Annotated in this window: 13 protein-coding genes; 7 read left to right on the forward strand and 6 right to left on the reverse strand. The window is 70.0% G+C overall.

Features of this window, described 5'->3' with window-relative positions; all coding sequences use genetic code 11:
* Window positions 1-11 precede the first annotated feature (11 nt).
* Complete coding sequence (locus tag OHA11_RS04860; protein ID WP_266492293.1) at window positions 12-3,626, reverse strand: hypothetical protein; 3,615 nt, start codon at window positions 3,624-3,626, stop codon at window positions 12-14.
* An 830-nt stretch (window positions 3,627-4,456) separates the two neighbouring features.
* Between OHA11_RS04860 and OHA11_RS04865 the strand changes: the two genes are divergently transcribed.
* Entirely contained in the window at window positions 4,457-6,289 is a 1,833-nt protein-coding gene (locus OHA11_RS04865; RefSeq protein ID WP_266492295.1) for a hypothetical protein, read from the forward strand.
* Window positions 6,290-6,301: 12 nt separating this feature from the next.
* On the opposite strand, the gene OHA11_RS04870 is transcribed toward OHA11_RS04865, so the two are convergent.
* Window positions 6,302-6,670: a WhiB family transcriptional regulator gene (locus tag OHA11_RS04870; protein WP_323186519.1), complete on the reverse strand. Its 369-nt coding sequence runs from the start codon at window positions 6,668-6,670 to the stop codon at window positions 6,302-6,304.
* A gap of 325 nt (window positions 6,671-6,995) precedes the next feature.
* On the opposite strand from OHA11_RS04870, the gene OHA11_RS04875 reads away from it, so the two are divergent.
* Together OHA11_RS04875 and OHA11_RS04880 are read left to right on the forward strand one after the other, a co-directional pair.
* The gene (locus tag OHA11_RS04875) at window positions 6,996-7,787 is read left to right on the forward strand and encodes a VOC family protein (RefSeq protein WP_266492297.1); all 792 of its coding nucleotides are present in this window, start codon (window positions 6,996-6,998) and stop codon (window positions 7,785-7,787) included.
* A 274-nt stretch (window positions 7,788-8,061) separates the two neighbouring features.
* Entirely contained in the window at window positions 8,062-9,288 is a 1,227-nt protein-coding gene (locus OHA11_RS04880) for a glycoside hydrolase family 64 protein (RefSeq protein ID WP_266492298.1), read from the forward strand.
* 171 nt (window positions 9,289-9,459) lie between these two features.
* Here the strand turns inward: OHA11_RS04880 and OHA11_RS04885 are convergent, their stop codons facing one another.
* A complete protein-coding gene (locus tag OHA11_RS04885; RefSeq protein ID WP_266492299.1) occupies window positions 9,460-10,506 on the reverse strand; it encodes a LacI family DNA-binding transcriptional regulator in 1,047 nt (348 codons plus the stop codon).
* A gap of 129 nt (window positions 10,507-10,635) precedes the next feature.
* Entirely contained in the window at window positions 10,636-11,604 is a 969-nt protein-coding gene (locus OHA11_RS04890) for a multicopper oxidase domain-containing protein (protein ID WP_266506952.1), read from the reverse strand.
* A 235-nt stretch (window positions 11,605-11,839) separates the two neighbouring features.
* Here OHA11_RS04890 and OHA11_RS04895 point away from each other — a divergent pair, with 235 nt between their 5' ends.
* Window positions 11,840-14,356 (forward strand): ThuA domain-containing protein, encoded by a 2,517-nt coding sequence (locus OHA11_RS04895; RefSeq protein ID WP_266506954.1) that lies wholly within the window; start codon window positions 11,840-11,842, stop codon window positions 14,354-14,356.
* A gap of 14 nt (window positions 14,357-14,370) precedes the next feature.
* Window positions 14,371-16,587, forward strand: a complete 2,217-nt coding sequence (locus tag OHA11_RS04900; protein WP_266492300.1) for a family 16 glycoside hydrolase — start codon at window positions 14,371-14,373, stop codon at window positions 16,585-16,587.
* A 20-nt stretch (window positions 16,588-16,607) separates the two neighbouring features.
* Here OHA11_RS04900 and ligD read toward each other — a convergent pair whose 3' ends face one another.
* The gene (gene ligD / locus OHA11_RS04905) at window positions 16,608-17,642 is read right to left on the reverse strand and encodes a non-homologous end-joining DNA ligase (protein WP_266492302.1); all 1,035 of its coding nucleotides are present in this window, start codon (window positions 17,640-17,642) and stop codon (window positions 16,608-16,610) included.
* A gap of 342 nt (window positions 17,643-17,984) precedes the next feature.
* On the reverse strand, window positions 17,985-18,341 hold the full coding sequence (locus OHA11_RS04910) for a hypothetical protein (protein ID WP_266492305.1): 357 nt from the start codon (window positions 18,339-18,341) through the stop codon (window positions 17,985-17,987).
* 186 nt (window positions 18,342-18,527) lie between these two features.
* Here OHA11_RS04910 and OHA11_RS04915 point away from each other — a divergent pair, with 186 nt between their 5' ends.
* Both OHA11_RS04915 and OHA11_RS04920 read left to right on the forward strand, forming a co-directional pair.
* Complete coding sequence (locus OHA11_RS04915) at window positions 18,528-19,592, forward strand: methyltransferase domain-containing protein (RefSeq protein ID WP_266492307.1); 1,065 nt, start codon at window positions 18,528-18,530, stop codon at window positions 19,590-19,592.
* Window positions 19,593-19,756: 164 nt separating this feature from the next.
* Window positions 19,757-20,827 carry an ATP-dependent DNA ligase gene (locus OHA11_RS04920; protein ID WP_266492308.1) on the forward strand — a complete coding sequence of 357 codons (1,071 nt, stop codon included), beginning with the start codon at window positions 19,757-19,759 and terminating at the stop codon, window positions 20,825-20,827.
* Window positions 20,828-21,008 lie beyond the last annotated feature (181 nt).

The following is a 21,008-nucleotide window of genomic DNA, read 5'->3' on the forward strand; positions in this document are numbered from 1 at the left end:
CCCGCCTTGGCTCACTCGTATGCCGTCACCTGAGCCAGTGCCGCGTCTCGGACGTCGGGGTGCGGGTGGCAGCGCAGGGCCCTTAGCTGGGCGCGCCATGGCGGCGCCCAGCCCGTGCGGGTGCCGAGCGTGGCCGTGAGTGCCGTGGCGAGCAGGCCCTCGCTGTGGCCACCGTGAGCAGTGAACCGCCCGGCGGCGCCGAGCAGGATCCCGGCGTCGCCCTCCTGCGTCCGGCGGAGCCGGTCGGCCAGTTCCGTGGCGGTGCGCGCGGCGAGTGCCGGTCGCCCTTCCGTCAGCGCGGCCAGCCGGTCCAGGGCCGTGTCCACCCGGTCCGCCGCCGCGTCCAGGTCGAGATGAAACGCCGCGATCGAGGCGGCCTGCGGTACGAACCCGTCGTACCGCGCGAGCAGTTCACCGGCCCCGAGGGCCGCTTCCCGGATGGGCCCGGCGGCCGTGCCGGCCTGCTGGGCGAGCCGGGTGACGAGGTGGTCGACCCGTCGGCGGGCGGGGCGGTCGCGGCGCGGTTCGGCGTCGAGGAGGGCGAGCGCGGCGTCGACTGCGACGGCCCCGGCGACTGCGTTGGCGCTGGCATTGGCATTGGCATTGGCATTGGCATTGGCCCGACCGTCCGGCCTGTCTCCCGCACCCCGGTGCACATCACCCGCGCCCCCGGGCTCCGCGGCCGTCCCGGCCTCGGCTTCCATCCCGACCTCGGCCTCGGCCGCCGTCTCTGCCTCTGCCGCCGTCTCTACCTCTGCCTCGGCCTCTGCCTCTGCCTCTGCCAGTACGCGCAGAGCCTCCCGCAGCCCTCTCGCGCCTCCCGGCGATCCCGCCGCCGCGACCACCAGGCCTTCCGCCGCCGCCCGCCAGCTCGTGCGGTTCGACAGGTCCGCCGTGGCGGAGGCCAGGACGTTGGGGGCGTCCGGGGACCAGTGCGCCCAGTGGGACAGGGCGCCGAAGGCGAGGATCGCCGTCGCGGGGTCGTCGGTCGCGCACACGTCACGGACGAGCCGGGCATACCGCGCGCGGTGCCGTTCCGGCAGGTCGAGGGGCGCGACGCGGAGCACAGCCGCGCGGAGCACGGGTTCGGAGCCCGCGGCGTCGTGCAGGAGTTCCCAGACGCTCTCCTCGGCGAGCAGCGTGCCCGCGAAGGCTACGCACGCGGCCCGGACGTCGAGGTGGGCGCCGGGCCGCCCGTACGCCTCGGCTAGCAGCCCTGCGGCCACCGGCACGGGGAGCCGGGCCGCGGCGAGACGTGCGGCCTCCTTTCGGCCGGTCACCTTGGTGTCCGGGGCGAGCAGTACCTCGCGCAGCTGTCCCGCCAGCCGCGACGGCGCCACGTGCCGGGATGCCCGCGTGGCCGCGTACACGGCGACGCGGGCGCGGTCGTCCCCGGCATGCGCGAGCAGTTCGGGCAGTGCGTCGCCCGGCCGTTCGGTGTGGGCGAGCGCGCCGAGTGCGGCCTCCGCGAGCACGACGTCCGACGAGCCGGTCCAGTCGCGTACGAGTCCGGCGCCGCGGCCCGGCACACGGGCGCTCTGCCCGATGGCGGCCACCCTCGCGTACGACGGCAGCCCGGTGTCGGCGGCCTGATCGGCCAACTGGCGTGCCACGGCGTCCTGTTGGCGGGGCAGCCAGCGTCGTACGTCGTGGCTCACAGGCACGGTCCACGGGCTGCCCTTGGTGAGGAAACGACCGTACGGCGGGGTGTCCGCCAGGAGCACGTCGAGGAGGTCGGTACGGCGTCGGGTCACAACGGCCAGGACCGGCTCAAGAGTTCCCGCCGAGTGGTCGAGCGCGAGGATGCGCGCAGCCCGTTCGTCGCGGGTGGCAGGCGGCTCCAGCCACAGCTCGACGGCGTTGCGCACGGTCGCGTTGTCGCCGAACCTGACGGCCTGCCCCAGGAGTTCCTGCAACTCGGGCATGCCGGCGGCGCGGCGTCCGACGGCCCGGGCGAGCGAGAAGGCGAGACTGTAGTCGGCCTTCTCCGCCCCCGCCTCGATCCACGGGCGCAGCGCCTCGTACACCTGGTGCTCCTGGCCGCGCCGCAACGTCGCGTCGAGTCGGCCGAGGTCGGCGCCTGAGGTGTTCCCGGTGATCCGGACGAGGGTACGCAGTGCCCAGTTCACCAACTCCCTTGATCCTCCCCCGAATTCCGTCCGGCCCGGCCCCCTTCCCGGTTCGCCCGCCACGTGCTCTCGCAGTACGGACACGGCGAGTTCGCTGAGGTTGCCCCGGGTCTGGTGGGAGGAGTCCCGGGCTTCGACGGCGTCGGCGGCGATCCGGTCGAGGTGCGGCTCGGCGTCCTCGGTGAACAGGGCGGGCGGGATGCTGGACAGCGCGTACAGGGCCGACATCCGCACCGGCTCCTGCTCGTTGCGCAGCCGGGCCGACTCCTCCAGTACGGCGGTGACGGCCGCGGAGTCACCGGAGCGGGCGGCGTTGCGGATCAGCAACGGCCAGGCCAGGGCCCGGTCTTCGGCGGCGGGGCGGCGCGTCGCCTCGACGAGCCGTTCACGTATCTCGGCGACGGGCAGGAAGGATTCGGCGAGCAGTACGGTGTCCCACGCCTCACCGCGCTCTCGCGCCGCGGCGGCCATCCGTCGGGCCTCCTCGGCGACGCAACTGCGCGGCAGTGCCTCAAGGATGACCGCGTCCACGGTGGCACCGCCCGTGCCCCGGCCCGCTGTCGACGCCGTGTAGAAGGCGTGCCGACGAGCGGGCGGCAGCGCCTGGATGACGTGGGCGAGCCCACCCGGCGCGGCCAGCCTCCTTCCGTACAGGGCGAGTTCGTCCGACTCGGATCGCGCCAGTACGCGCAGCAGCGGGCGACTGCCTACGGCGACGAAGGGCGGAAGGCGGCCGGAGAGCAGCAGCCGGAGCACGCGTTCTGGTGCGACGGCGGCGAACGCGCCCACCCGGTCGAGGAGTTGAGGCGGCAGCCGGTCGGGGCCGAAACGCTCGACCAGCTCCAGCGCACGCAGTGGTTCGGCGGCCACGGTGACCGCGACGGCCCGCGTGTACCGCTGCCACCAGGCATCGCGCAGTGACTCCGGCAGAGCGGCCAACTCCCGCTCCACCACGTCGAGCAGGGCTCCGGGGTGCCGCGTGCCGAGGGACTTCCAGCCCCGTACGGCGTGCAGCAGCGAGGGCAGCAGCCGGGCGACCGTCTCCGGGGAGCACCCGGGCAGCAGCCGTGCCGCCTCCGCGTCGCCCCATTCCGCCCGCAGCCCGTCGACGAGCCGGTCCGCCAGCGCGGTACGCCGGCCCGCGACGACGGCGCGCAGCAGTTGTCGGCGTATCGCCTCGGGTGCGTCGGTGAGCGCCGACTCGTAGGCGGAGTCCGGCACTTGGAGACTGGCGGCGGCGCGCAGCGCGTGGCCGCGTACGAAGGAGTCCGGATCGGCGATACGCGCCGCGATCCACTCGGTGTCCCGGGCGACGGACGCCGCGACGACGGCGAGCCCCCGCTCGTAGGCGCCGCGCGTTTCGAGCTCGTCCAGGAGCGGACGCGTCTCATCCAATTCCCGTGTGCGAGCGGCGAGTTCGCGCATGCGCAATGGGTACGGGAGTGGATCGAGGGCGTTCAGCAGGCTCTCGGCCTGATGCCGCGGGGTGTGGACCATGGGGTGGATTGTGCCCGCCGGGGACCGTGGTGCGCGCCGGATTACCGATGCGGCCCACGGCGAAGCCGAAAGCCGCCCACCGCGCCCGCGACTGTCAGCCGTACGCATTTACGGGTCGGCCCAGCGGTGCAACGGTGCCCGGAGGGGGTGACACACCATGGCACAGACCCATGAGTGGATGTTCTACGAGGTCATGTGGCGCGGCTGGGCGGGCAGGGGACAGGTCCCGTATCCCGTGCCCTGGTGGGCGCAGCAGGCCTTCCGGCGCTGGAGCGACGACTTCGACACCGGGACGTACGAGTCCAAGGAGGCGGCCTTCGCCTCCAACGCCCTGTACCGCTACTGGCACATGGTCGGCGTCAAGGACCACCGGCAGGAGTCGCTGATCGGGCAGGCCGGTGAGATCGAGCCGGTCTACGACAAGTACTGCCTGTCGTTCTTCCTGCACGATCCGGCGACGGGCACGCTGCGGCTGCCCCAGCTCCCGGACGGCGGAAGCGTCGAACAGCGCATGGAGGCACCGCACTTACCGGTCGTCCTCACGACGTTCCGTACGCCGGAGGGTGTCGAGTTCGTGCAGCGCACCTTCGCCGCGCCCGTCGGCGCGCGGCAGCGGGACCTGGTCGTCTCGCGAGTGACGGTGGGCAGTCCGACCGGGCAGCCGCGCGAGGGACTGCTGTGTGCGGCGGTCATGCCCGCCGGGCGAGCGAAGCGATTGGGGGTCCCCCCGGACGGAGTCTGGGGGAGGGTTCCAGCGGCACGACCGCAACGGCCGTCAGATCACCGACCGACGGCTGACCTATCTGCGTCATCTGCCGGACGAACAGCGCGTGGAGACCAACTCGGGGTGGGGGCCGGTCTTCGACACCCCGCCCGAGCAGTACGGCGTGTACGGCAATCCGGACTCCTCCTTCGACCCGGACTCGTATCTGGCGCACAGCGCGTTCCACGACCTGGTGACGGGCGGGAAGCTGAACGGCGCCCTGGAGGCGCGGGACCAGGTGGCCGGGCTGTGCAGTGCCGTGTTCGCCTGGCCGTTCCGGGTCGTCGGGGACGAGGTCTTCGAACTCGACGTACGACTGCCGGTCGATCTGTACGCCGCGGCCGACGATCTGGCGGAGCTGAAGGGGACTCCGGCGACGGAACTGGAGTCCGCCAACCGGGACTTCTGGGCGGCGAAACTGCTGGGTCAGGGACTCCAGCCCCAACTACCGAGTCCGGTAGGACATCTGACGGACCTATTCCGGCAGGCGAGGTCGCAGCTGCTGATCCTCTCCGATCACGGCGAGATCCATCCGGGCCCGACCGTCTACGACTCGTTCTGGATCCGCGACTCGTCGGTGGAGGCCACCGCCTGCTCGCTGGTCGGCGATGCGGCCCTGGCCGAGCACCAGTTGGGCACGCACTACCCGCTGCGGTTCAACCGCGGCACCGGCCGCGTCGGCCCCGCCGAGTACGGCTTCTACGGCGGCCCGCACGAGAAGGACGACCGCGAGTGGGACAGCAACGGCCAGGCGCTGTGGGCCATCGGCCGTTTCGACCGTACGACCGGCCGACAGGCGGCGTTCGGGGCGAAGTTGTACGTCCCGTACGTGCGTGACGCGGCCCGCTGGCTGCGCGACAACCGTGACGGGTACGGGCTGTTGCACAGCGGCTGGAGCGCCGAGCACCTCGGTGAACGCGACAAGCCGCACTACTGGGACGACCTCTGGGGCCTCGCCGGGCTGTACGAGGCGGCGCGTCTCGCGGAACGGATCGACGCACCCGAGGTGCCCGAACTGTGGGCCGCCTTCGACGACTTGAAGCGCGCCACCGGCGACTCGATCCGCTGGGTGCTGGCCGAGCAGCGCGCCCGCGGCGCCTGGGAGACGTACATCCCGACCGGCCCCGCCGACGTCGGACGGCTGGACTCCACGATGATCGGCACGGCCGCCTACTTCCACCCGCTGCGCCTGCACATGGGCAGCAAGCTGGGCGACGAGGTCGACCGGGCCGCCCGCTCCACGCTGGACACGATGTACGCGCACTTCGTCACCGGCGGCTATCGCCACGAGGCGGCCTGGAACGCGTACGGGCCCTATCTGACCCTCCAGTTGGCGCGCGCGTACCTGCTCGCGGGTGATCCCGCGCGGATGGACGCGCTGCTCGGCTGGACGGTCGGCGCGGGCTTCCCGCGAACGGCGGACCGGGCTGCGGCACTGGGCGCCTGGAACGAGCAGCACGCGTTCCCGGTCGCCTCGGACTTCGCCGAAGTCCCGTACCGGCCTTGGTACATGGGGGACATCCCGCACGGCTGGGCGGCGGCCGAGTACCTTCTGCTGATCCGCGACATCCTCTTCTTCGAGGCGGACGAGGACCGCGATCCGCACCTGTACATCGCGCCGGGCATACGTCCGCACTGGGTACCGGAGGGCGAACAGGTCGGTGTGGAAGGGGCGCCCACGCTCTTCGGGGAACCGTTCGGGTACCGGCTCACGCACGATCCGGCCGGGCGGACGGTGACCGTCGACATCACCGAGGCGCCGGACGGAGTGCGGTTCGTTCATCCGTGCCGGTTCGGCCGGGTGCGGGCGGTGTCCGCCGACGGGCGGGACCTGGAGGTGACGGGCCAGGACGTGCGGGTACCGGCCGGGACGGAACGGTTCACGGTGAGGTACGAGTGACGGGCGCAGCCGTCAGCACTGCTGCTGGTCCGGGCCCGGGTCCGTGTCCAGGTCGTGGCTCTGGTCCTGGCCCTGGTCCTGATCGGGGTCCTGATCCTGGTCCTGTGTGCGTCGGAGGCTGAGCCGCTCCTTCTCGGAGAGGCCGCCCCAGACGCCGAAGCGTTCGTCGTGGTCGAGGGCGTATTCGAGGCACGCGGAGCGCATCTCGCACAGCTCGCAGATGCGCTTCGCCTCACGCACCGAGCTGCCCGGCTCAGGAAAGAAGAACTCGGAGCCGGTCTCGGCGCACAGTGCCTGTTCCTGCCAGGAGAAATCGGGCGTGTCGAGGGTGTCGTTGTGCATGCTCAGGATGATGCCGCGCATCGAAAAACGTTCGATCAACGCCGGATCAATGACGGTACCCGGCACCTAGTTGAGGAACTCCCCGCACCCCATGATGAGGCCCGGAGGCAACGGGCCGCACGGCGGCGCGCCCCAAAGGGGCGCGGGGCTGTCACATGTGCGGCTCCGCCACGTGGGCGCGCCAAGCCCCCACAACCCCGCACGCAACCACGACCGCGAGCCAACACCTCACGCAGGGCCCCGCCTGGCTACTCAGAGTAACCATCAGCCCGCCAAGCCCAGCGGCAGCGCTCCGGCAGCGATTGTCAGTGGTCGGTGCAAGACTCGGCGGTACAGGCAACGGGACCCCTCAAAGGAGGGCAACATGCTCACCACCCGCTTCGCCACCGGCGCCCCGAACTGGGTCGATCTGGGCACCAGCGACATCGACGGCGCGACATCCTTCTACAACAGTCTCTTCGGCTGGGACTTCCAGTCGGCAGGCTCCGAGTCCGGCGGCTACGGCTTCTTCCAACTGGCCGGGAAGACCGCCGCGGGCGGCATGCAGACCACACCTGAGCAGGGCCCACCGTCCTGGAACGTGTTCTTCCAGAGCCCGGACGCCGACGCCACCGCCAAGGCCGTCGAGCAGGCCGGCGGCAGCGTGCTCATGGCTCCCGACGACGTCATGGACAAGGGCCGCCTGGCCGTCTTCAGCGACAGGGCCGGCGTCAGCTTCGGCGTCTGGCAGCCACGCCAGCTGCGCGGCATCGATATCGCGGGCGACCCGGGCTCCCTGTGCTGGGTCGAGCTGTACACACCGGACATCGCCGCGGCGGCCGCGTTCTACAACTCCGTAATGGGCATGGAGACCTCGGCCGTGCCGTTCCCCGGCGGCACGTACACCTGCGTCAATCCCGCGGAGGGCGGCGAGGACTCCATGTTCGGCGGTCTCGTCCCGCTGGCCGACGACCCGACGGAGCAGGCGGCGGGGGCCTACTGGCTGCCGTACTTCGAAGTCGCGGACACGGATGCGGTGGCCGCCAAGGCCGAGGAGCTGGGCGGCACGGTCCGGATGCCCGCCACGTCCATGGAGGGCGTCGGCCGGATGGCCAAGCTCGCCGACCCGTACGGGGCGCGCTTCGCGGTGATCAAGAGCGATCCGCCGCAGAGCTGACCACGGGACAGTTCTCACAACAGGGCGGAGCTGGCCACAGGACACGGCCGGCAACAGGGCACGGCTGACAACAGGTCGGACGGAGGCCGGGTCTCCTTGATCGGGACCCGGCCTCCGTGTCGTCAAGTCCTGAACTCGGGCAAAATTCGAGAGCGCTCTCAGCCATAACCCTTGACGCCTCAACTCCCCCTGGGAACAGTGGAGCACCGCAGGAGATCGATCCCCCCACCGATCACTCCATCTCCTGCCACCCCCCACATCCCAGGAGACTTTCGTGATCTCACGCCGAGCGTTCCTTTCCAGCGCCGCGGCCGTCGGCGCCACCGCAAGCTACCCCGTCTGGGGAAGCGCTCTCAGCCCCACCGCGGAGGCCGCCCCCGCCACCTGCGAACTCGCCCTCAAGAACGCCTCGTTGCCGGGCACGGTCCGCGCGTACGTCACCGGGCACGAGCAGTCGACGCGCAGCTGGGTGCTGCTGCGGGCCGACGGCAGTATCTACCGGCCCACCTCGCCCTCGGCGCCGCAGACCCCGTTGCCCGTCGACTGTGCCATCCCGCTCGGCGCCGCCGGCTCGGCCCCGAAGGTCCTGACGCTGCCGCAGATGTTCGGTGCCCGCGTCTACTTCGTCCGTGACAGCACGCTCGACTTCTACCTCAACCCGGGCCCCGAGCTGGTCGAGCCCGCGTTCGGCACACCCGCCGACGCGAACTACGGCAAGACATGGTCGTTCTGCGAGTTCACGTTCAACAGCGACCAGCTGTACGCCAACATCAGCTACGTCGACCTGGTCACCGCCCTCCCGATCGGTCTGACCCTGGAGGGCGACGCCACGCACACGGTCGCGCCCTTGCCGAACGGCGCGGTCGACAGGATCGCCGCGGACCTCACGGCGCAGGCGGCCAGGGACGGCCAGCCCTGGGACAAGCTGGTGGTCCGGGGCAGCGGCGGCTCCGTGCTGCGCGTGATCTCCCCCCAGAGCCTGATGGCGCCGTACTTCGACCGGCCCGCCGAGATGCCGTTCCGCGACCTCTGGAACAGCTATATCGACGAGGTCTGGGCGAAGTACCGCTCGACCGACCTGAAGATCGACCTCCAGGGCGGCCGGGGCACGCTCACCGGCCGGGTCAGCGGTGACACGCTCACCTTCGCGGGCGGCCACACCTTCGCCAAGCCCACGTCGAAGGACATCTTCACCTGCAACCACGGCCCGTTCACCAACAACCCGGGCGACTCGGACGACAAGAAGGCCCTCCTCGCCCGTCTCGCCGCCGGCTTCAACCGCTCGATCATGCTCAGCCACCCGACCCAGCCCAACGGGACGACCACCGGCGACTACTACCAGGGCTCGGTCACCAACCACTGGTCGCGCATCGTGCACGCCAACTCGCCCATCGGCTACGCCTTCCCGTACGACGACGTACGCCCGGACGGCCAGCCCGACGTGTCGGGCGCGGCCCACGACGGCAACCCGCGCCGCTTCACGGTGACGGTAGGGGCGTAAGCGCTCCGCTGGAGTGCGGTAATTCGTCTGCGGGTGCGTTGTGGCTGGTGGCGCAGTTCCCCGCGCCCCTGAAAGACGGGCTGCGCCCTGTCTTTCATCTCTTGGGGGCGCGGGGAACTGCGCGGGCAACCCCCACCGGCCCGCACCCAAGAACACAACCCCCGCGGAGCGTTACGCCGAGGCGCGCCGAACCAGTGTCGTCGGCAGGACGACACTGGACGGCGCCCCCGCCAATCCGCCGGAGGCCGACGCGGAACCGGTCCGGTCGAGCCCCCGCAACAGCAGCCGCGCCATCAGCCGGCCCATCTCCTCTATGTCCTGCCGGACCGTCGTGAGCGGTGGGTCGGCCTGCTCGGTGAACGGCAGCATGTCGTCGAAGCCGACCACGGCGACGTCCTCGGGCACCCGCCGCCCCCGCTCCCGCAGGACGCGCATGGCGCCGACCGCCGTGAGGTCGTTGGCGGCGAACACCGCGTCCAGGTCGGAGCAGCGGTCGAGGAGTTCCCGCATCGCGCGCTCGCCGCCCCCCGGGGTGAAGTCGCCCTCCGCGATCAGCTTGGGGTCGACGTCCCCCATGACGTCCCGGAACCCGTCGAGCCGGTCGACCGCCGAGGTCTGGTCGAGGGCGCCGGTGATGTGGCCGACGCGCCGACGGCCCAGCCCGACGAGATGACGTACGGCCTCGCGGGCGCCGCCCCGGTTGTCGCAGTCGACGTACACCGCGCCGCGCGAACCGTCGCTCCAGCCGGGCCGCCCGCCGTACACCGTCGGCACACCGTGGATGAGGCCGGGCAGCGGGTCGTCGAGGTGCAGCGAGAAGACGAGCGCGCCGTCGACATGGCCGCCGGCGAGATAGCGGCCCACGCGCGCGTGGTCGGCGCGCCCCTCGGTGAGCAGCAGTACGAGCTGCGAGTCGTGAGCCGTCAGTTCCTTGCTGATGCCCCGGAGCTGAAGCGCGAAGAAGGGGTCCGCGAAGACTCTGGTCTCCGGTTCGGCGATCACCACGGCGACGGCGTCGTGCCGCCGGGTGACGAGGCTGCGCGCCGCCTGGTTGGGCACATAGCCGAGTTCGTCGACAGCCCGTCTGACGCGCTCGACCAGGGGCTCCCGCACACCGTCGCCGCCGTTGACGACACGCGACACGGTGGCCCGGGAGACGCCGGCCCTGGCGGCCACGGCCTCCAGTGTCGGGCGGGGCTCTGTCGACTGCTCGGTCACCTCGGGGCTCCTCAGGGCGGCGGTTGCCGATCAGGATAGCCGCCGTTGGACCCACCGTTGAGAGCGCTCCCTGTTCAAGCGGTCGAGCGCGTAGTCCCTGGAAAACCGCCGTGCCCGCACACCGGGCACTCAGTGCTCGTGCGGCTCATGGGGCTCGTAGCCCGGGATCGTCCCGTCCGTCTTCTTCACCAGGAACAGGCCCGCCATCCCCATGTCGGAGTGGCTCTGGACATGGCAGTGGTACATCCACGCCCCGGCCCCGACGCCCTCCCCCGCGATCACCTGGAAACCGAACGAGTCGGCGGGTCCCACGATCTTGTTGTCGATGACCTGGCTCGGGTCGTCGGGGCCGGTCAGCAGCCCGGTGCGGTTGTCCGCCCAGCGGTGACCGTGCATGTGGAAGGTGTGGTAGTACTCGCCGTGCGTGATCATCACGAACTCGACGCGATCGCCCACCGTGGCCGCGAAGTCGGGGCTCTGGTGACCGGGCTTGTTGTTGATCGTCATGTCGTTGAAGACGATCGTGTACGTCGTGTCGGGGAGGATGTCGCCCTGGCGACGGACGATCACAGGACCGTAGAGGCCTTTGCGGAGGCCCCCCGTGCCGTGCTCGGTGCCGACGACGTGGTCGTGGTAGTGCCAGTAACCCGCGCTGCCCGCCCGCCAGGTGCCGTCCTTGCGGCGGCCCGGGGCGTGGGTGCGCCAGGTGTACGTGCGCGTGTCGCCCGGCTCGACCTGGGACCTGCTCAACTTCGTGCCGTCGCTGGAGATTTCGTAGTCCAGGCCGTGGACGTGCAGACTCGCCGCCACGTCCATCGTGTTCTCGACCTCGATGTGGGCGGTGTCGCCCTCGTTGAGTTCGATGAGCGGGCCGGGGATCGAGGCCTTGCCCTTCTCGAAGCCGTAGCCCATCTGCCCGTCGGCGAGCTTCTCGATGTAGAGCTTGAGGTGCTTCACCTCGCCGCCCGCGGGCGCGGTCCGCGCCGGGCTGTCGGCGGAGGTCGCGTCCTGCGCGGCCACGAGCGACAACGATGTCGCGACCGTGGCCACGGCGGCCCCGCCCAGCATCATCCGCCTGCTGAGGCCGCGTCTGTCCATGCCGTCCGTGGTGCCCATGCCGAACTCCCCCAACCGGGTGCGGAATCAACGGAATTGACGGATCGAAGGAACCGAGTGACAGAGCCGAACCGGGGAGACGGTAGTGGCATCAGCCGCGTTTATCCACACCCAGGACAAAGTTCGTGCGATCCCGGTCATACCTATTGGCGAGTTCCGCGAAAAGGTCTAGCTTCCATGGCGCTGTTGCTGTGACCGAGGAGGGATGGGTGAGCACATGCGGCGCACTCCGCATCAAAAGCCCTTTGCCGTACGAGGGTTGAGCATCACCAGACGCAGAGCGAGACACCGGGGCTGGGCGGCCGTGCTGGCCGCCGGAGTCGTCACCGCGGGTGTCCTCTCGGGACCGGCCGCGAGCGCGCGCCCGGCACCCTTACCGCTGACAACGATGTCGATCAAGTCGCCGCCCGGCGGCGCCGATGTACGGGTGCTGGTCTTCCACGGGTCCGCGGCGAACGGCGAGGAGTCGCCCGTCGTCAACGCCGGGATCGAGGCGATCGAGGACATCGGTCTGTCGGGTCCGGCCGCGCAGCGCTACGAGGTCGAGGCCACGGACGACGCCTCGGTCTTCACCGACGAGACGAAGCTCGGCGGCTACAACGCCGTCGTCTTCCTGACCGGCGGCGGAGACATCCTCGAACCGGAGCAGGAGTCCGGCCTTGAGGCGTACATGGAGGCGGGCGGCGGTTTCGTCGGCATCCATGACGCGGCCCGCGCCGAGCCCTACTCGGACTGGTTCACCGGGCTCGTCGGCGCCCGTCCGGCTGCGAGCAGCCCAACCGCCGTACAACGGGCGACCGTTGAGGTCGGTGACCGCCAGCATCCGGCCACGAAGGAACTCCCGCTCCAGTGGAAGCGCCCCGACCAGTGGCTGAACTGGGTCAAGAACCCGTCCGGCGACGTGCACACCGTCGCCCGCGTCCGCGAGTCGACGTACCAGCCGGGCGACAGCAAGAACGGCGCGGACCACCCGGTGTCCTGGTGCCGTGACTACGACGGCGGCCGTTCCTTCTACACAGGTATGGGCGGCACGGTCTCCTCGTACGACGAGACGGACTTCCGCGCCCATCTGCGCGGGGCCCTCCTGTGGACGACCCGCATCGCGCAGGCCGACTGCAAGGCCACGATCAACGCCAACTACAAGGCGGAGCGCCTGACCCAGCCCAACCAGCCGGGCCAGAACGACCAGATCGGCGAGCCGCACGGCCTGGTCACCGCGCCGGACGGACGCGTCTTCTACATCGGCCGGGGCGGCACCGACTCCTCGCAGCCCGTGATCACCGACTGGAACAACCCGGACATCGGCAAGGGCAGGGGCGAGATCCACGTCGACGACCCGAAGACCAAGAAGGTCACGCTGGCCGGCGCGCTCACCGTCTTCGGCAACAAGGGCGGCGGCGACGAGCTCGTCAAGGTCGAAGAGGGGCTGCTCGGCATCGAGTTGGACCCGCGGTTCGAGGAGAACGGCTGGGTGTACCTGCACTACACGCCCCACTCCCGGATCAACCGCGACACGCGGATGGCCGAGCGCTACGTCTCCCGCTTCACGTTCAACTCGACCACGAACAGGCTGGATCTGAACAGCGAGAAGGTCCTGCTGAAGTGGCCGGTCCAGATCCACAGCTGCTGCCACTCGGGCGGCGGCCTGGCCTGGGACTCCAAGGGCAACCTCTACATCGCGACCGGCGACAACAACTCCAGCGGCTTCAGCGACGGTTACTCGGGCAACAACCCTCAGCCGAACTACAAGGGCGTCTCCTTTGCGGACGCGCGCCGCACGGCGGGCAACACCAACAACCTCAACGGCAAGATCCTGCGCATCCATCCGGAACAGGACGGCACGTACACGCTGCCCGAGGGGAACCTCTTCACCGGCAAGGAGACCGCAGAGGGCGGCGGCAAGACGCGCGGCGAGATCTATGTGATGGGTGTCAGGAACCCGGCGCGCATCTCCGTCGACAAGAAGACCGACACCCTGTACGCGGGTTGGGTCGGCCCGGACGCCCCTGCGCCGTCGACGACCTGGGGGCCGGCGAAGTACGACACGTTCGCCGCGATCACCAAGCCGGGCAACCACGGCTGGCCGTACTGCATGGGCAACAAGCAGCCCTACCGGGACCGCAATCTGCCCGATCCGTCGAAGCCGCTCGGCTGGTACGACTGCGACAAGCCGAAGAACGAGTCGCCCAACAACAACGGTCTCGTCAACCTGCCGCCCGTCACCTCGAACACCATCTGGTACTCGCCCCAGGGCGGCGGCCCGGACTACCCGCGCGACGCGAACGGCATCCCGTCGTACAAGACGGAGGACCAGAAGTTCCTGCTGCCGTGGCTGAAGGGCGGCGGACAGGCGGCCATGGACGGGCCCGTCTACCGCTACGACAGCACGTCCGCTAGCACCGCGAAGTGGCCCTCGTACTGGGACGGCAAGTGGTTCGTCGGCGACTTCTACGACGCCGACCAGCCGCGGCACGCCGTGGTCCTCGACCCCAAAACGGCCGGGCAGGGCGGCATTCCGGTACACGCCGAGACGCTGAAGAAGATCATCCCCATCGGCAACGACGGCATCAAGAACCTCATGGACTGGAAGTTCGGCCCCGACGGCACGCTGTATGTCCTCGACTACGGGCGCGGCTTCTTCACATCGGACTCCAAGTCCGCGCTGTGGCAGGTGACGTACAAGGGCGGCGGCCCCACGCCTGCCACCGATCAGCTGGCCAGGGAGGCGCAGTGACGACTGTGACGGGCATGCGAAAGCGAAGAACTGGACGACTGTGGACGGCACTTGTGGCGTCGCTGCTGATGGTGCTCGGGCTCGCCTCCACCTCGGCGTCCGGCCAGACCGACGGCGCTCCGGCCGGCCCGGCTGCGGCCGCGCAGACGCTCACGTGGACGGCCGGGGACGACATCTCCACGTACGTGTCCGTGCCCGCCACGGCGGTCGAGGGCGCGACGACGATCGTCTTCGAGAACAGCAAGGCGACCGGCAACACCACCGGTATGCCGCACACGTTGACGTTCGACGTCTCCGATCCGGAGTACAACAACGACGTACCGCTCAACATCCTGGCCAATCCCAACGACGACCAGGGCGGCAGGCACACGGCCGAGGTGACCCTGACGCCCGGCCGGTACCGCTACTACTGCACCATCCCCGGCCACGGTCAGATGCAGGGCATCCTCGTGGTCACCGAGGGCAGCGGCGACGACACGACGGCGCCCGAGACCGCGGCGGACGTGAGCGGTACGCGGAACGCGGACGGCGCGTACGTCGGTTCGGCGACCGTGACGCTCAGCGCGAAGGACGCGGAGTCGGGCGTGGAGCGAATCGAGTACGCGATCGGTGACGCGGGCGCCTGGCAGCCGTACACGACACCCGTGGTGGTCGATCAGGTCGGTGCCCACAAGGTCCGCTACCGAGCGGTCGACAAGGCCGGGAACATGGCTGCCGAGAAGGCGGAGTCGTTCACGGTGGTGGCCAAGCCGACGGACGACACGACTCCCCCGGAGACGTCGGCGTCCGTGACCGGCCAGCAGAACCCGCAAGGTGAGTACCTTTCCATGGCGACCGTCACGGTGACGGCCTCCGACACCGGCTCGGGCGTCAACACCATCGAGTACGCGCTCGGTGACGCGGCTGCCTGGCAGCCGTACACCACGCCGGTGATGGTCCACGAGGTGGGCACGCACAAGGTGCGGTTCCGGGCCACGGACAAGGCGGGCAACGCGGCGGCCGAGAAGTCCGTCTCGTTCACCGTGGTCACACCGCCCGCCGAGGACACGACTCCCCCGGTGACCGGCGTGAGCGTCGACGGCACGAAGAACTCGTCCGGGGCGTACATCAACAACGCCAAGGTGACGGTGACCGCGACGGACGCGCACGGCTCGGGGGTCGCCGCGATCGAGTACGCGCTCGACGGCGGTCCGTACCTCGCCTACACCGCTCCCGTGGTGGTCGACCGCGTGGGTGCGCACACGGTGGCCTACCGTGCGCGAGACAAGGCGGGCAACACCTCGGACGCCCGTACGGTGAACTTCACGATCGCCCCGGGCGGCGGCGTTCCGGCGCCCAACTGTGCCGAGTACGACGAGCGGTTGACGGTCATCGTCGGCACGGTCGACACGGGCGTGCCGAACCGGATCACCAACAGCCGTTGCCGCATCAATGAGTTGATCGAGGACGAGAAGGAATGGACGTCCCACGCGCTGTTCCTCAAGCACGTGACGACGGTCCTGAACACCCTCCTCAAGGAAGGTGTCATCGTCCAGCGTGAGTACGACCTGATCGACGAGGCGGCGAAGGAGTCGGGCATCGGCAAGCCGGGCCAGACCGAGGGGTACCGGACGATCCTCGACGGTACGCCGGCGTCGTTCGCCAAGTGGCAGCAGGTGGGCGGCGGTTCGTTCGGTCTGAACGCCGACGGGTCGATCACCTCGGGCACGTCGAGGGACGGGCTCGGCATGCTGTGGTTCCCCGAGCGCAAGTACGGGGACTTCTCGCTGAAGCTCCAGTGGCGTGACGACGCGCCGGGCACGGGCAACGCCAACTCCGGTGTGTTCGTGCGGTTCCCGGGGGTCCACGGCCATCCGGAGGAGTCACGGCCCGAGTGGGTCGCCATCAAGTACGGGCACGAGGTGCAGGTCCTCGACCGTCCCGACGGCGACATGTACAAGAGCGGTTCGATCTACGGCTTCGACCGGGTGGGCCTGGCCGGTGCCGGCGTCACCCAGAAGGGCACCTGGAACGACTACGAGATCCGAGTGGTGGACCAGCACTACTCGATCTACCGCAACGGCGTGCTGATCAACGAGTTCGACAACACCGGCGGCCAGGACTTCACCCCGCCGCGCTCGGACGACCCGGGCACGGACGGGCGGCGGTTCGCCTCCGGCTATGTCGGACTGCAGGTGCACGGCACGACGGACGTGGTCTCGTACCGGGACATCAGGATCAAGGAGTTGTGATCAGCTGCGACCAGCTGTGATCAAGGAGTTGCAGGGCCGTTCTCCTTCTTGTTCCTGGCCCTGCTCGGCTGTACCCGCTTGGGCTCACCCGGCATCTTCGGGTACTCGGGCGGGTACGGCAGATCGCCCAGGCCGTGGTCGTGTTCGTCGCGGCTGGCGAGTTCGAGCAGGGCTTCGAGGGAGTAGGCGCGGTCGTCCATGTCCGCGTGCACGTCGCCGAGTTGGGCGAAGCGCGCGGGCATGGTCGCGAGGTCGAAGTCACGGGGGACGGCGTCGGGGACCTCGTCCCAGGTGAGGGGTGCCGACACCGGGGCGTGCGGGCGGGGGCGTACGGAGTAGGCGGAGGCGATGGTGCGGTCCCGGGCGGTCTGGTTGTAGTCGACGAAGATCTTCGCGCCACGCTCCTCCTTCCACCAGGCCGTGGTCACCTGCTCCGGCATCCGCCGCTCCAGCTCGCGCCCGACGGCGATGGCAGCCCGGCGGACCTGGGTAAAGGTCCAGCGGGGCTCGATCGGCACGAAGACGTGCAGACCACGCCCTCCGGATGTCTTGGGAAAGCCACGCAGATCCCCGTACTCGTGAAGCACTTCGCGCAACTCGTGGGCGGCGCGGACGGCGTCGGCGTAGCCGGTGCCGGGTTGCGGGTCGAGGTCGATGCGCAGTTCATCGGGGCTGTCGACGTCATCACGGCGTACGGGCCAGGGGTGGAAGGTCAGCGTGCCGTACTGGGCGGCCCACAGGACGGCGGCGGCCTCGGTCGGACACATCTCGTCGGCGCTGCGCCCGCTGGGGAAGGTGATGTGGGCGGTGGGGATCCAGTCGGGCATGTTCTTCGGCGCCCGCTTCTGGAAGAACGACTCGCCGGTCACTCCGTCGGGGTAGCGCTCCAGGGTGGTGGGCCGGTTCCGCAGGGCGCGCAGAATGCCCGGGCCGACGGCGATGTAGTACTCGGCGAGGTCCCGCTTGGTGAAGCCGCGCTCAGGGAAGAAGACCTTCCCCGGACTGGACAGCCGCACCGTCCGCCCCGCCGCCTCCAGCTCCACCGCGTCTCCCATGCGAGCCACGGTAGGCGCAGTGGGCGCGGCTCGCATATTTGGGTGCATGGTCCGTATCGGGCGGATGGGGCGATCGCTGCGCCGATGAGGCATGGCTTGGATTAGTGCACATGTTCGATGCGGCTGGGGTCCAGGGTGCGGCGGTTGTGACACTTGGCGCTGGTTGGCCATGCGCATCGATCGTTGGGTTGCCACTGGAGTCCAGCGCCACTAGGACTGTGACTGAGCGGCTGATCTGCCCTCTGAATGCTTGAGTTGTTCGTCAGCGCCGCAGTTGACCCGGCTGAACACGGACCACGGTTTCCGTGCGGCGATCGACCCCGGCGGAGTTCGGTCTCCCGCTCAGTAGCCGGGCGGGATCCGGTCCTGCGGCCCGTCGGCCACCTCCGCTGCGCCTTCCTCCATCTGCGCCCTCTTGGCCACGGCCGGGTCGGTCGAGTCCGAGACCAGCTCCGCGATACGCAGAGTGCACTCCCACTCCGTCAGCTTGCCTTTGATTACCACCAGGTATGACTCCTGGTCGGCGAAGCGGTACACGCGGCGCCGCTTCTCGACGATATTTTTGCTCGGTAGATACGTGTGGAGGACGGCACGGAGCTCCTCCCGTGCCTGGTCCTTCGTTTCCCTCCCACGGCAGATGAACTCGGTCCTGTACGACTCGCCGTTGTAGTACTGCGCGATCACGGCCCAGTTGCCCATACTCACTCCCCCTCGGTGCCGCCGTCAGTCAGCCACAGCTCAGCCGCTGGGACAAGAGCAATACAGACCGTGGGGTGGCCGCCACGCGGTGGCGGGTGGGACGAGCGACTGACCAGCGCCGGACGGGACGAACCAGAGTCGAGACCGCAGCGGCCAACCATCTCTGAGCAGAATGACCAACCGCCCTTGGACCCAGGCTGCTCGCCAGCGCGGCACGAGTTCGTGCCGCGCTGGTGGCACCGCGGCCCTGCAGGCTGGACCCTCAACGAGGGCGAGGACGACCACCTGCGCTGGCTCGACACCGCGTACAGCGACCGCTCACTCATCACCAGCGTCGGCCCTCTTCACGCCGACCACGCCGAGCAGAATGACCGCCCCGTCGGCCTGCCGACATCGTCGAGCACCCTGCCGAGCCTGGTCGTGCGCATGTTCCAGCACGCCCGCCTCGGCGACCGCGACCAGCTGCTCGACGTCGGCACCGGCTCCGGCTACGGGACAGCCCTCGCGTGCCTGCGCCTCGGTGACTTCCAGGTCACCAGCATCGACGTGGACCCGTACCTCGTCGACGCCGCCCGCGAGCGCCTGGAGCACCTCGAACTGCGCCCCGACCTCGCCGCCCTGGACGCCACCGGCGAACTGCCCGGCGCCTACGACCGCATCGTGGCCACCGTCGGGGTCCGGCCGGTGCCCGCCGGCTGGCTCGCCGCGCTCAGGCCCGGCGGCCGGCTGGTGACGACGATCGGCGGCACCTCGCTCATCGTCACTGCCGAGAAGCAGCAGGACGGCAGTGCCGTCGGTCGCGTCGAGCGGGACCGCGCCGGATTCATGCGCACCGGGCACGGCCCCGACTACCCGCCGGGGTCCCGGGAGATCCTCGCCGCGGCACGCGAACACGACGGCGAGAGCGTCACCACCGGGCAGTATCCGGTCGTCGACGTCGAGCAGGCGTGGGACCTGGCCTCGATGCTCGACATCACGGTCCCAGGCATCCTCTACGGCTACGCGGAAGACCGCGGGCTGCGCACGGCGTGGCTCACGCACCCGGACGGCTCCTGGGCCCGCGCCACGGCATCGGGCTTCGCCCCGCCCACCGTTCACCAGTCGGGAGACCGCCGCCTGTCGGACACCCTCGACGAGATCCGCGCCCACTGGCTCCAGCACGGCGAACTACCTGTCCGCAGCGCCCGCGTCCTGATCACGCCGGACGGCAGGGCGCGGCTTGCTCGCGGTGCGTGGAGGGCCGAGCTGTGAGCTCCTCGCACCCCCGCGTGATCACATTTCACTGGCCTACGCCATTCGCAGATCGCTGAGCCGAGGCCCTGAGCCGGAGGCCCTGAGCTGGAGGCCCTGAGCTGGACGTTTTGGATGTCCACGCCCAGCAGGCGGACATCATTCGCGGCTCATAGAGTCGGAACATGGATCTGCCGGTGATGCCGCCCGTGAAGCCCATGCTCGCCAAGTCCGTCGCGAGGATTCCGCCGGACATGCACTACGAGGCGAAGTGGGACGGGTTCCGGGCGATCGTGTTTCGGGACGGCGATGAGATCGAGATCGGCAGTCGTGCCACCAAGTCGCTGGTCAGGTACTTTCCCGAGCTGGTTGAGGCGCTGCGGGAGCGGCTGCCGGAGCGTTGCGTGATGGACGGTGAGATCGTGATCGCGCGCGACGGGCGGCTCGACTTCGACGCGCTCACCGAGCGCATCCACCCGGCTGCCTCCCGCGTGAAGACGCTCTCCGAGCGGAACCCCGCGTCGTTCGTGGCGTTCGACCTGCTCGCGCTCGACGACGAGTCGCTGGTGAACGTTCCGCTGAGCGACCGGCGGACGCTGCTGGTGGCGGCGCTGTCCGGCGCCACAGCTCCTGTCCATGTGGCGCCGGCGACGACGGACATCGAGGTGGCGCGACGGTGGTTCGAGCAGTACGAGGGCGCGGGCCTCGACGGGGTCGTCGCCAAGCCGCTCACGCTGCGCTACCGGCAGGACGAGCGGCTGATGTACAAGGTCAAGCACGAGCGCACGGCGGACGTGGTGGTCGCGGGCTACCGGCTCCACAAGAGCGGCCCGGTCGTCGGGTCGCTGCTGCTCGGCCTGTTTGACGCCAAGGGAACGTTGCAGCATGTGGGGGTGTGCGCGTCGTTCACGATGAAGCGGCGCGAGGAACTGGTCGCGGAGCTGGAGCCGCTGCGGATGGAGTCGGCCGTCGGGCATCCGTGGGCGGCCTGGACCCAGGACGCGGCGCACGAGACGGCACGGATGCCGGGCGCGCCCAGCAGGTGGACGGGCAAGAAGGACCTCTCCTGGCTGCCGCTGCGGCCGGAGCTCGTGTGCGAGGTGGCGTACGAGCACATGGAGAACGGCGAGCGCTTCCGCCACACGGCCCGCTTCCGCCGCTGGCGCCCCGACCGTACGCCCGAGAGCTGCACCTACGCCCAGCTCGACGAGCCGGTCGGATACGACCTGGCGGACATCCTGGGACCGCAGGACTGACCAGGCTGACCAGGCTGGCTGGGCTGGCTGGGCTGGCTGGGCTGGCTGGGCTGACCACAGCGACCCGTCCGACCAGGACTGACATCAGGCAGGGCGTCCGTGGGTACCCGGACGGCCTCCGCCGACCCCTCGGCGTGTATCGATCGGCCATCAACCCTGGCCGATCGACCCATCAACGCGC

This window comes from Streptomyces sp. NBC_00878, from assembly GCF_026341515.1.
In the GTDB taxonomy this organism is placed as follows: domain Bacteria; phylum Actinomycetota; class Actinomycetes; order Streptomycetales; family Streptomycetaceae; genus Streptomyces.